The sequence below is a fragment of the Algoriphagus sp. SE2 genome (genome assembly GCF_039563885.1).
In the GTDB taxonomy this organism is placed as follows: Bacteria; Bacteroidota; Bacteroidia; order Cytophagales; family Cyclobacteriaceae; genus Algoriphagus.
This window is the reverse complement of record NZ_JBCLWJ010000001.1, coordinates 535,255-549,380: the sequence shown is the minus strand read 5'-3', so window position 1 is coordinate 549,380 and position 14,126 is coordinate 535,255. Positions and strand designations below refer to the sequence as shown.

Here is a 14,126-nt window from a genome sequence, read left to right as displayed (position 1 = left end):
CAAAATCAATTTTGCACTTAACGTTTATCTCTTTCAACCTAATATAATTTTATGCAAAAACTAATCACATTTTGTAAGGGGCTAGTGATAGTATTTCTACTTGCAATTAATTTTTCTAACGCCCAATCTATCAAGTTAGAGCAAGGTCAGAATGGAGGGGTGGACAAAGACCCAGTCAGCCCGGTTACCTGGGCTACCGGAAATTCTAATTCTAGTAATAGTCATTTCTTTGAAGGGCAATCCATTCCTTACAGATTGACAATTTCTAAATTAAAGACTGGTACCCACACGGTAGAAATAGAATGGGATACCAGTAAAGACGAAAAGAATGCGATCGATTATATCACAAGTTTTGATAGAATCTGTGAGGATGTGATCCCTAATTCTGGAAATCCAAATTTTGCCTTAATACCAGTTCCTAACGGAACTCCTCAACCATTCGAAAGCTTTAATCTTCTTTCTGATGACGAAAGAAAAATGGCAATTTATGGAGGAACAATTGATGATCTAAGCTATGTCCTTCAGGAAAGTAATTCAACCTCCAGTACCATCACCAGACTGGCTATCACTTTTTCAGTCTCTGGTGAAAACGGAGCAAATAATTCAGTAGTAATTGCATGGGGTGGCCATATTGCGAAAGCACAAGATTGGGGCGAGGGTAATTCCGCTGCAAGCATCAATGGATCTCCATACCATACCAGAGTAGTATCCCTAAATGGAAAATCAGTAGGAAGCCAGAGTAGTTCTGTACAAGCAGCATCAGAAATCATTGACTTTGATACGGAATGTACAATTGAGGGAAATGTTGAAATCTGTGCTGGTGAGACCGCATCTTATTCCGTAGCAGATGGAGCATTTTCCTATCTCTGGTCCATTGAAGGAGATGGAGAAATTATTTCAGGACAAGGAACGAATACGATTTTAGTGAATTGGCTAAGTTCAGGAAAGGTTTCTGTTGAAATAGAAAATATTGGAGCATGCTTCCCCACCCAATGTAGCCTTGATGTTACTTTGAACAACCCACCTACATTATCAGTTGTTGATGCTGAACTTTGTAGCATAGAGAATGGTGGAAATACAGCCTTTGCTAACTTAAACACCTATGTATCTGTCGATTTTGGCGAAATCACGTTTAAACAAAACGGACAGCCTGTTGAGAACCCCGACAATGTTTTTGTTACGAATGGTGACCAAATCGAGGTTTCAACCATTGGAACCTGTGGCAACACAGAAACTTTTTCAGTCACTGTAAATGATCGACAGATATTCGGGATCTGTTCACAAGGAAAAGTTTATGAAATTATAGGTTCTGAATTAAGTGCTTTAAATGAGATTTTTAGACAAGGCCAAGTTGTTAAAACCAATGAAGTCTTTTACATCGATCAAAATGAAGTCCTTATCGAGGTTATCTATTTCAAGGACAAATTTGACCAGGCCAAAGCAATTCTAGAAAATTTAGGGTTTGTAACTCCCACAGAAGAGGAGTTGAAACAAGATCCTAATTCTTTGATCATTGCAGGTTTCTTTCCAATTGAAAAATTGTTGGATTTAAATCAGTATTACGAGGTAATAAATTATGTTCGTCCCGCCATCCCTCCTGTTCCTAATAAAGGAGCAACGACTACCCAAGGGGACCGTGTGATGCGATCTAACCTTGTAAGAGCTGGTTATTCTCACTTTGAAGGGGATCAACCCATTGACGGAACCGGAATCAAAATCGGAATTCTTTCTGATAGCTACGCTACTCGTTCAGATGCTGGAGTAAATACATTGGAAACAGATATTTCCAATGGGGATTTACCGGCTAGCACCTATTTTTTACGGGACTTGCCAAGTCGATTTGGATCTGGTACTGACGAAGGGCGTGCAATGATGCAGATCGTTCATGATATTGCTCCTGGAGCCGAGCTTGGCTTTAGGACAGGCGTTTTGACTGCAGGGGATTTTGCAGAAGGAATAAGAGACCTTGGGGCAGCGGGAAGTGATATTTTAGTGGATGACATTTCTTACACTACTGAACCTTTCTTTAAGGATGGAAAAGTGGCAAGGGCAATCAATGAAGTTACCGCTAATGGGGTATCTTATTTTACTTCAGCAGGAAATTTCGGAACAAAGTCATTTGAAGGTGTATTTACGCCTGTTATCGATCCCAATATTCAGCTACCGCTAAATCAAGGGGAATGGCAAGAACAAGGAAGAGTCCACCAATTTAGCAATGGGAATACCACACAACCCATCAAAGTGTTTCCTGGAGAAGATGGTCCGGCAGTATATATGATTGCACTCCAATGGGAGGATCCGCTTTATTCGATCGATGAAATAGGCAGCTTATACGATCTGGATATTTATCTTAAAGACTTTGGTGTTCCACTTTTTGGTTTCAACCGGGATAATACCAATGGTGATCCCATTGAAATTATTTCATTTACAGTGAAAGAAGAAACCACTATTGATCTTTTGATTGCAAGAGAGTGCGAGAGTTGTACTGACTTAGATTCCAATACTGGGATTAAATTCAAATATGTTGTTTTTAGAGGCGAATTAGATCCAACTGATCAGAATGGAATAAATGCTTCCACTATTGTGGGGCATGCAAATGCAGAAGGAGCTATGACTGTTGGAGCTGTTCTTTATGCCAATACTTCAGTATTTGGATTTGACCCCACTCTGGTTCCAAGCGGAACAGAACCTTTTACTGTGGCTACCTTCTCATCAAGAGGTGGAACTGAAACTAATGGAGTTATTCGCAGTAAACCAGATTTTACAGCTCCCAATGGGGTAAACACTACTGTAAATTTCGGTGCTCCAAATTTAGAGAATGATGATTTCCCAAATTTCTTTGGTACTTCAGCAGCAGCACCTCATGCCGCAGCGATAGCAGCCTTGGTAAAACAGGCCCGAGTTAAGTATTACCCTGAAAGTAATCCCACGGATTGGATTGGAGGAATTGATGAAAGCTTACCAGATGATATCAGGAGAGTGCTTAAAACAACTGCCCAAGATATGCATGAAGCTGGAGATGACTTTAAATCTGGTTCTGGTCTAGTCAGAGCGGATAGGGCATTACTTTCACTCGCTGCTCCTAATCCTGATAATATAGAATTAGTATATGCGGAGGATATAACTCCGGGAGAAGTAGAGTTTAAACTGATTATTAGAGGCACAAATCTTTATGAGGGGTCAAATGTTTATTTGAGAGAGGAACAGCTCAACGCTATCTACGGCATTGATGAGTTTGGTTTTGGGTATTTGGAGGTTACGATTCCTGAATTTGAAGGCAATCCCGGTATTACTGTGATTAATAATGCCATTTCAGACAGTGGAATAGATGGTGGATCAGCAGGTCCGGAATTTTTCTTTGATGTAGTAAAAAGGACGATTGCGATCAGAGCAGATGATATGACTAAGAAATTTGCACAAGCTTTGAAGCCATTTTCAGCAAGTGTCTATGAATTGATCGATAACAATTGGGTCTTGAGTGAACTAACATTAGAAGAAGTTGGACTCACTTTGAATCCAGAAAATCAAGATAACTCAATAGTACCTCTTACCTTGACCAGCCAAATCAGCGGGGATCTGGCAGATGTTGGAACGTATGTAATAACAGCTTCCCACCCTCGGACCGGCTTCACTTTCTCTGATTTTTTCAATTATGTAGGAGTGGTTCAGGAAGATGGAACTCTTTTGTATGATGGAACCAGTGATGACTTTGGAAACTATGGTCCTGGCATTATCAAGGTTGAAGCATTGCCTATAACACTCCAACCGGTAGACCTCAACTTAACCTATGGTGAATCGATAAGTGATGCTTTGGAATTTGAGGTAATCATACCTGATGAGCTCATTGAATCTGATGGAGAAATAAAAATAAATGATATCCAAGGTTTAAAGAATAGCATAATAAGCCAATACCTGCAAGACCTTGAATTGGCCAAAAATCCTAATGATAATAGTCTTCCTTTGGGAATTTTCAACGGTAGGACAATTATTAACAAAGAGAGCTTGATTAATAAAAGCTTTATGGTGAGCGGACGAACGATAATCAATGGACGAACGATAATCAACGGAAGAACTATCATTAATTCAGTTTTTGATGTATCCGCGGATTCTTATTTGGATTACCTTGATAACCCAGAAGATCAAGAACTGAAAGAAGTTAGTATTAATGGCAGGTCCATAATCAACGCCCGAACCATCATTAATGGAAGAACCATAGTCAATGGAAGAACCATCATCAATGGGCGAACGATCATTAATGCAAGGACCATAGTCAATGGAAGGACCATCATTAATTCAAGAACTATCATCAATAGCACAGGTGGTTCTGAAAATGAATTGGAAAATAACAGTCTGGTGATTTTTGGAGAAAAGGATTTGGAATTAGCAGAAGAGGGAGAAAATGCTGAAATCGGAAAATACTATGATTTCGGAGAAGAAATTGGTGAGGGTGACGATGATTTTAACCTTGAATTCTTCTCTATTAACATGGTGACAGGAACGGGAGTCGGTCAACACCTAATTATACCTGGAACTTTTGATTCTAGGAATTTTATTTCTTCTTACCTGCCTGCGGATCTTACCATTACTCCAGCAGCACTGTCAGTAACAACAGCGGCATCCCCTAACCCAATAAGTTACGGAGAAGCCGCACCAGAATTTAGTTCTGAATTTGAGGGATTTGAAGTAAGCACTAATTTCCTTGACCAACAAGGCAATGAAGTAGTACTAGAAGATAATGAAGAATCAGTAATTGAATCTGTCTCCTATTCTTTATTGAAAAATGAAGCCTCTTTCCCAATCACTGGATTAATTCAGGCAGGCAATTATGAGGTAAATCCGATGGTTAGTTTTGTTGAACCTTCCAATTATATCCTAGGCACAATCACCAAAGGAATCCTTAGCGTGGAAAAAGCAATTCCAACTGTCTCTATTACTGGTGGTAGATTTGAATATAACGGATCTCCAATAGAAGCAACTGCCTTCGCTTACGGAATAGGTGGTATTGACGATGTGTTGGATCAAAACTTGGTTTCAATAGAATATGAGGGAGCAGGTGAAACCAGCTACGGACCCACTACGTTGGCTCCAACTTATCCAGGAACCTATCGCGTCAAAGCAAACTTCGCTGGAAATGAAAACTACGATGCCGCCAGTTCAGAATATGCTACCTTATTAATTGTAGGATGCGTAAATGAAGCTCCCGAAATAGGTGATTTCGAAACGGCAATGGGTGCTGGAAACACAAGCAATCCTGCAACGATTAAAAAGCCAGCCAATACCCAGATCGGAGATTTGTTAATCGTAGGATTGATGTTTGAAAAAGGTCAGGCTCCTTCGGTTACTCCTCTTGATAAAGATTGGGTACTAATCCAGCGAGTTAATCAGGAAAATCAAGTGGCTATGGTTACCTATTATAAGGTGATAATAAGCAACAATGAGCCCGATTCCTATGGGTTCCGAATTAAGCAAGCTCCAAAATGGACGATGGGAATAACAAGAATAACAGGTGCTGATATTAATCATCCTGATGGCCCAATAGTTACATTCAGCGGAGCATCTGGACCTCCGGATATTATTGGAACAGCACCTTCATTGACAACGGTTGATTGTAATACCCTAGTCATGTTATTTTATACTAATAAGAAAAATGCAACCTGGACTCCACCAGCCGGAACGATTGAAGTGTATGACGATCCTAATAACCAGCAAGGATTAACTTCTAATATGATGTCATATTTTATTCAAAGCGAAGCTGGAGAAACCGGAGATTTAAGTGCAGTTGCTTCATTGGGAGAGCATTGGGTATCCCAGGCTCTTGCAATCCGTCCGGTTGTTGTTGATTTTGAAAACGCAAGGATTATCAACTCTACTGATTCGATACCTGAGTTGTCAATTTCTGAAGGTAATGCCCAGATTCAGCAAAGCGAGATTTTTGCAGAAATAAAAGCATACCCGAATCCAGTGAATGATAGACTCAACATCGATCTCAGAGGTCTTGTAAATGAAGAGCCAAGTGATTATTCAATGGTGATATTAGACGCCATGGGAAGAATCCAACATTTGCCTAGCATATGGCATGATGAAGAGAGTAGACTTGAGTTGGATTTCTCTCAAATGCACATTGGAGTTTATGTAATCAACATCAATACCTTAAAAGGAATGAAATCTATTCACGTGATTAAAGATCCTTAAAAAGGTAAATCTCAGATTAAAGAGAAAAAGAATGGAATTACTTCCATTCTTTTTCTAATTTATTATTCTCGCAGCATCGAATTTTATCTTTCAAATAACCAAAAAGAGAATTTGAAATCAATGGCCTGGAGATTTGAATGTTCAAAAAGGGAAAAATATATTATTTGCTTTCGATTAGATTTTCGATCCAGATTTAAATATTTTTTCAGGAATCTTAAAGACAGGACAAGTTTGTTATTTTGCCTAATTATATTGAATTTCTGAATGAAAGAAGATGTGATTTCTAAAATTACCAATCCGATCAATTCAAAGTGAAAAGTATTTACATAGGAACCTAGACCGAAATATGACTATTTTTAAGTACTTACTTCTTTTACTTTTATTCACTTTTCCTTTTTTCGATAAAAGTTTTGCACAAACTAACACAGCGGACAGTTTGTTGAAATCAATTGACACTATAAATGATGATAGTGTAAAAGTTTCTAATTATGTGGCTTTAGGACTGGAATATATTTATTCAGATCCAAATAACGCAATTTATTATTTTGATGAGGCAATCCTTTTAGGGAATAAATTAAACTATAAAAAAGGTTTAGCAGATGCTTATAATGGAAAAGGAAGAGCTTACTCCCAAATAAGTAATTTTCAGGAAGCTAATTTAAGTTTTCAAGAAGCATTGAATATTTACAAAGAAATTGGTGACAAAACAGGTGAAGCAAATGTTCTTAGCAATCTTGGATCGGTTTACTTTAAGATAGGGAATAGTAGTAAAGCCATAGAATTACATTTTGAATCCCTGAAAATTTCAGAAGAACTTGATAACAAATTAAGGATAGCAACTTCACTCAATAATATTGGAACTATCTACTCCAAGAATAAGAATACTCTAAAAGAAGCTTTGACCTATTTCAAAAAATCATTAGAAGTATTCCAAAGCATAAATCGAGAATTAGAAATAGCTATTGTAGCCATGAATATTGGGGAAATATATTTTTTTGAATCGAACTATGATTCTGCTATCTATTATCACGAATTGGCTCTAGAACTATGCGATGGCACCATTGACGCTACGTTTCCACTCACCCAATTGGGCGAAATTAATGCCGCACTTGGCAATTTTCAGAAGGCATTTAATTATCACGAGCGCTCCTTGGAAATTGCTGAAAAACTTGATGCCAAATTTGAATTAACACAAAGTCTTATCGGTTTATCAAAAACCCAAAAAATGCGAGGGGATTTAGAGGGTACAATCAGCAGTTTGGAAAAAGCTAAATTACTGGCAATCGAGATTGATGCCAAAAATGAATTAGTAGATGTGTACCAAAACTTGGCTGAGACACAAGCCCTTCTTGGACTATACAAGGATGCCTTTGAAAATGAAATTAACGCAAAATCCGTAAAAGAAATAATTGCAAAAACCAGTACCGAACAAAGGATTCAACAGCTTCAATTTGAATATGAATTAGACAAAAAAGAGGCCGAAATTGAATTGCTTCAAAAAGATACTGCATTGAAGAACGCGGCAGTCTTTAACCAAAGGATCATCATTTTTGCTTCATTGGCTGTTTTGATTATGTTTATCATCATAAGTATTTATCTCTATAGAAATAACTTAAGCAAGCAGAAAGCAAATCGTTTGCTTCAGATTCAAAAAGAAGAAATTAAAGCGCAGCGGGAAAATGTAGAATCAGCATACGATAAATTAAAATCTACCCAGGCTCAACTTATCCAATCTGAAAAAATGGCTTCTTTGGGTGAACTTACTGCAGGTATTGCCCATGAAATCCTTAATCCTCTGAATTTTGTCAATAACTTCTCTGATGTCAGTTCAGAATTAGTGGACGAGATGAATCAAGAACTGAAAAAAGGAGATATTAAAGAAGCAATATCAATTGCAGCAGACTTAAAGGAGAACCTTTCTAAAATCACGGTCCATGGAAAACGCGCGGATTCTATTGTGAAAGGAATGCTTGATCACAGTAGAAGTAGCAAGGGTGAAAAAATACCCACAGATCTAAATGTCTTAGCAGATGAATTTGTCAGACTTTCCTATCATGGCCTTCGTGCAAAAGATCAAACATTTAATGCTACATATAAATTAGAACTTGATCCTAATCTACCAAAGGTTAATGTGGTAGCATCCGATATGGGTCGAGTGATTCTAAATCTTGTTAACAATGCTTTTTATGCTGTTGGGGAGAAAGCAAAAGCCAATCTAGATAACCAAAGAGACGACGGTTATCAACCAAAAGTTATTATCTGTACGAAAAAAACTAAAAATGGAGTAGAGCTATCCGTTAAAGACAATGGAAATGGAATTCCTGAGTCAATAAAAGAAAAAATCTTCCAACCTTTCTTTACTACCAAGCCAACAGGTTCAGGAACTGGGCTTGGATTGTCCTTGTCATACGATATTTTGAAAGCCCATGGAGGGCAGCTAATTGTTGAGTCGAAAGAAGGTGAGGGAACCAAGTTTAGTATGATACTTCCACAAAGATGAGTTACTGGCTTAAAACCTAGATGATTCCTTGCTTTAGAAAGGAGAAGCTGAGTTATTGCATTTCGTTCAACTGAAGTGATCTGTTTTTAGGGAAAATTCTTATTTAAAAAAAGTACGTTCAAGTGAAATTGAAGCAGAAAATTAAAGTAAAGAAAACGAAGACATTTTTTGTCCAAATAGGAATTGGTATTATAACCTCAACTAGATTTTCTAAAAACAGAATTTTAGTCTTTTAATGAAAAAAGACCAAAATTCCTTAAGGTCTTTTTTCCGAATTTGCTTTAAATATATTTAGGTTCGAGCAGGGTCTACAAAGTCTGTTCTGGCCGGATCTACCTCCTCATCAGTGCGAGCGGGATCTACACCTCTCGTTCGAGCAGGGTCCACACTTCTTGTGCGGGCAGGATCCACATCACTTTCTTCCTCATTATTAAAACTTTCAGATGATTCAGTATCATCTTCATCAGTTGAATTATCAAGGGATAAACCGTTAACAAAAAGCTCTTTTTGAAGTTCTAATTCAGTACTAAAAAATAAGAACCATATATTATTGGATGGAGCATAATTTCTTTTCATGATTTTCGGATTAAAATACAATTTATATAAGATAAAGGTAGTTTTTTAAGTTAAAAATCCAAATTTTTATAAATCGAAGTTTAGTCTTGTAAATCCCCGACGCCCACGCTATTAATTATATCCTATTTTATGAAAAGCACTTCAATTTCTCATCTATTCTTTTTCAAGGTGACTTCACTTTTAGTGCTTGTATTATTATTTCATTTCCCAAGGATCTCCCATGCACAGACGATTGAAGATCTGAAAAAAGATTTAGTCGAGCTATCTTCTAAACCGGGATATGAAAGTGATACCCTATATCTAAACAAGGGCAATGAACTTGGTTTTATGCTTGCAGAAAGCAATCCGGATAGTGCTATTCATTTTCTGGATAAACAAATTCAACTATGCCGTGAAGCAAATTATAAGAAAGGGGAGTCTGAAGCTTTAAAGATTTATGGAAATGCGCTTCAAAATAAGGGAGAATTCGTTGCTTCTATAGAATACTATACAAACTCATTGTCCATTGCCAAGGCATCCTCTAACGAAAACTTAGTTCCAGGAATCTTAAATAATATTGGACTGGTTTATTATAATTTAGGGAATTATACAGAGGCCTTAAATAATTTTTTTGATGCGATTAAAGGTGCAGAAACTGCCGGAAATTTGAATGTAAAAGCCGCTGCGCTAAATAATATTGCGCTTATTTACTTCGAACAGGAAAAATTTGAAGAGGCTAAATCAAAGTATCAAGAGATGCTTGGTATTTATAAAGATCTCGGAAATCAGGGAAGGCAAATTCTTGCTTATAACAACATTGGCGATGTAGAACTCCGACAAAATAGACCTGTCGAAGCATTAAAAAATCTTAAAATAGGATACGCTTCAGCGTTGGATTTACAAAGTCCTGAATTTATAGAAATGACCGCAAGGACCATGGCAGATATTTATGCAGCCATGGACAGTACAGAAAAGGCAGAAGATTTATATCGCCGATCCATTGCAATCGCTGAGGAAAAAGGGTATGGAGTTCCTTATTCTCACTCTTTGCTAGGGCTTGCAGAATTGTATTATAAAAAAGGAAATTTAGAAGAAGCTTCAGTGATAGCAAATCAAGGCCTTGAGCAAGCTGAAAAGATGGGGCAAACTACGCAGCTCCGAAATGCAAATGAGCTCTTGGCCAAAATCTATGAAGAAGAAGGAAATTACCAGGAAGCGCTAAATAAATACAAATCATTCAAACTATTTAATGACAGCATCAATACTGCCCAAGGGCAACGTTTAGCAGCAAATCTGGAATCAGAATACGAATTTTCAAAAAAGACTTTGGAATTTGAAAAAGCTAACCTAAGACAACGCTGGCTTACTTTTTCAGCTTTTGCCGGTCTATTCACATTTTTGATTATTCTATTTTTGGTTTTTAGAAACCGGAATAAATTAGATAAAGCTTATCATAGCCTCAAGGAAAAAAATGTAGAAATCAAACATAAAAATGAAAAACTGGAAAACACAGTTGATCAATTAAAGTTGACTCAGGCTCAACTTATCCAATCCGAAAAAATGGCTTCCCTTGGAGAACTCACTGCAGGAATAGCACATGAAATTCAGAACCCGCTGAATTTTGTTAATAATTTTTCGGATTTAAATAAAGAATTATTGCAAGAGCTGAAAGAAGAAGTAGCTAGTGGCAATCTTGATGAAATAAAAGCCATCGCAAATGATGTAATAATAAATGAAGAGAAAATAAATCACCATGGTAGGCGGGCAGACTCGATCGTAAAAGGAATGCTAGAGCATAGCAGAACCAATTCTAGTGATAAAGTTCTTACTGATATCAATGAATTAGCTGATGAATATTTGAGACTTTCGTACCATGGCATTCGTGCTAAAGACAAAAATTTTAACGCAGAATTTAAACTGGACTTGGATCCAGATCTACCTCAAGTAAATGTCGTCCCTTCTGACATCGGAAGAGTTATTTTGAATTTGGTTAATAATGCATTTTATGCTGTCAGTGAAAAGGCAAAATCAGGTTCAAATAACGATCGGGATGAAGGCTATCAACCAACCGTAACAGTCAGTAGCAAAACAAATGAAAACGGCATCGTGATTTCAGTTCAAGACAATGGAAACGGAATCCCAAAACATATCAAAGATAAAATTTTCCAGCCTTTCTTTACGACCAAGCCCACAGGATCTGGAACAGGTCTAGGTCTTTCTTTGAGCTATGATATCGTGAAAGGGCATGGAGGGGAATTAACTTTTGAGAGCAAAGAAGGAAAAGGGACTGAATTTAAAATCTTGTTAAAAATGTAAAATCGTGCAAAGTTATTTTTGTATTAATAATTAGAGTCAATCTGGTGTAATTTAGAGTCTACATACTCAAATTAGATTAATAAAAAGTGGTCTTTAAAAAAGCCTATTGAATAGGCGAAATTTCTATTAACAAATACCTTTAGATTTAATTTATTAGTTAATTTTTGTATTTGAAATGCAAAAATCATTCAGGATTTAGTTTGATCAATGTCAACTATTTTTAAATTAAAAGTCATAAAAATAAAACCTGAAATAAGAAAAGTTTTATTTATCTTGATAAACAACAACCATTTTTCATTTTTATTATGTTTCAACTCAAAATCCTACAAAAAGGAAGAGCTGATTTAGATCTTCCCGTTAGACCTTTAATATCATCAACTCGTGAAGATCTAGATTTAGAACTTGTTGCTATCTATGGGGAAATCCCCAATGACATTACAGGTCATGTTTTTATTAATTCCTCCAGTGGCTCCGTAAATTCCCCATATCCTTATCCAGAAAAAAATCCGGATGGAACCAGAAATAAAGAATATGGTTCTCCTATTTTACTTGGAGGTGGGTTTGTCATGAGATATGATTTTGACCAAGCAGGAAAAGCCTTCCTTAAAGCAAGGCTCTTAAAACCACCAGCATATTATGCAGATGAGGCTACAAAAGAGGGAAGTCATCCCCAATACCCTAAATGGAAGCAAAGTATAAGTGGTTTTAAAAACCTCGGAATAACTAGATTATCTTTTTGGCTGGGTTGCAGTGATTTGTTGTCTACTGCTATTACTCCAATCCGTTATGGAAATGATAAAAATGATAGACTAGTTGCTACAACAGATGTGGGAAGACCTTATGAATTTGATTCCAAAACATTAGAGATTAAAACAGCTATTGGTTACATCAAAGAATATATCAACGGCGTTCCTGGAATTGTTCCTTGGCCATTTCCAGTTTTACAGACTACTGCTCATCCTGCATTTGACCCAGTCACTAAAGAGCTATTTTCTGTAAACTATACCAAGTCTACATCTTTACAACTCAAAGAATCTAATTTGTGGCCAGCTCTACATTTACATCATGATGCCATAGAAAAAGATCTAGAACAAAAGGTTAAGAGCTGGAGTACGATAACTGATAAAAATGAAGGACGGGAAAAACTGAATGAATATTTTAAGAATGTCCATAAAAATCGTCCAACCCATGAAAGTAAGTTTAAAAGATTCTTCAGAAAAGCGAAGCACTTTTTTACTAAAATATTGGGTGACATTTTTTCCTTGCTTGGAATCCCTCAAAATGAATTTTCCGTGAAGGATGAAGTTTACCTTCATTGCTTTGATGGATCCCCCACCCTAAAATCTTGGAGAATGGTCAATGAAAAAGGGGAGGATCTGAAAATTACACAATGTTGTCATCAAACAACACTTTCCGAGGACTACTTTGTATTTATTGATGCTGCTTTTAAGTTATCATTGGATGTAATGTTCAATAATCCATTTCCTCATAATCCGGAAATTGATAACTACATCAGAAAAGTTACATCTGTTCCACAGGAACCCTTTACATATCTATATATCGTAGCCAGGAAAGATTTAAATCCTGCTTCAAAAACAGTTGTTGCCAAACAAATTAAACTTGAACCAGAATTTATCCACTGTTATCTAAATTATAAGAATCCGAATGGAAAATTAACCTTGTATGGGGCAAGCAATAGTGCCGCATGTCTAGCAGAATGGGTGAGGCCTTTTGATAAATTAGTCGACGGATCTAATATAGAACCTGGAACGGCAGGGATTATTTCTGCTGGGGTAATGGACATTGGTAGAATTAGTAAATATGAAATAGATGGTGAAAAAGGTACTTTAATTTCAGAGAATATCTTGGATTCAACCGGAAATCTGGATCATCCTAAAGATTTGGGAGCTCATACCTGGGGTGTTGGAATCTATACTTTTAGAGATATAATATCCGGTAGTATCCCAACTAATGAAATCACTGATATCTTCTTCCAATGCTATGGACTGGAGCCTAGAAGATTAACCCAATTTATCTACGACCTTTACGAAGGATATCCGAACAGAAAAATACCTGCAGAAAAAGTCAAACTACTATCAGAAGAGGGTATTCCACATCAATTAGTAAGGCTCAATGCCCAAAGCTTTGAATTGGAAGATTACTTTCAATTCCCAAAAGGATATGAAATTAGATCCCTTCAATTTACCCATAGAAAAGGTAGCGTAAACCCAAGGCCAGGAATCGATGGGTACATAACAGTTCTTATGATCAATGAGGACGAAATAAATGGAGTAAAGAACTTCTTTAGAGAAGTATGGATTTTCGATGCAGCAAATCTTAAGCAAGGTCCGAAAACAGTTCTCTCGCATCCTGATTTGAATTTCGCTTTCACACTACACTCTGTTTGGACAGATTCTTTAGAATCGAATGATGATGACCCATATACAGTTCCTGTAAAAGAAGATTACCAATATATGATTGATAAAATTTGGTTGGATAAGCATAAAATCCAAGATTTCTTCGAAAAAGAAGTTTATCCTCATTTTAGTTAAAGACTGTGTGA

Annotated in this window: 5 protein-coding genes; 4 read left to right on the top strand and 1 reads right to left on the bottom strand. The window is 36.8% G+C overall.

Features of this window, described 5'->3' with window-relative positions; all coding sequences use genetic code 11:
- The first annotated feature begins 51 nt into the window (after nt 1-51).
- Both AAGF08_RS02175 and AAGF08_RS02170 read left to right on the top strand, forming a co-directional pair.
- Nucleotides 52-6,192 carry a S8 family serine peptidase gene (locus tag AAGF08_RS02175; protein ID WP_343509272.1) on the top strand — a complete coding sequence of 2,047 codons (6,141 nt, stop codon included), beginning with the start codon at nt 52-54 and terminating at the stop codon, nt 6,190-6,192.
- Between the two features lie 346 nt (nt 6,193-6,538).
- Complete coding sequence (locus tag AAGF08_RS02170) at nt 6,539-8,692, top strand: tetratricopeptide repeat protein (protein WP_343509271.1); 2,154 nt, start codon at nt 6,539-6,541, stop codon at nt 8,690-8,692.
- 291 nt (nt 8,693-8,983) lie between these two features.
- Here AAGF08_RS02170 and AAGF08_RS02165 read toward each other — a convergent pair whose 3' ends face one another.
- Nucleotides 8,984-9,268: a hypothetical protein gene (locus AAGF08_RS02165; RefSeq protein ID WP_343509270.1), complete on the bottom strand. Its 285-nt coding sequence runs from the start codon at nt 9,266-9,268 to the stop codon at nt 8,984-8,986.
- A 129-nt stretch (nt 9,269-9,397) separates the two neighbouring features.
- Here AAGF08_RS02165 and AAGF08_RS02160 point away from each other — a divergent pair, with 129 nt between their 5' ends.
- Together AAGF08_RS02160 and AAGF08_RS02155 are read left to right on the top strand one after the other, a co-directional pair.
- Nucleotides 9,398-11,563, top strand: coding sequence for a tetratricopeptide repeat protein (locus AAGF08_RS02160; RefSeq protein WP_343509269.1), 2,166 nt, complete (start codon nt 9,398-9,400; stop codon nt 11,561-11,563).
- A gap of 305 nt (nt 11,564-11,868) precedes the next feature.
- The gene (locus AAGF08_RS02155) at nt 11,869-14,115 is read left to right on the top strand and encodes a carotenoid oxygenase family protein (protein ID WP_343509268.1); all 2,247 of its coding nucleotides are present in this window, start codon (nt 11,869-11,871) and stop codon (nt 14,113-14,115) included.
- The last annotated feature ends 11 nt before the right edge of the window (nt 14,116-14,126 follow it).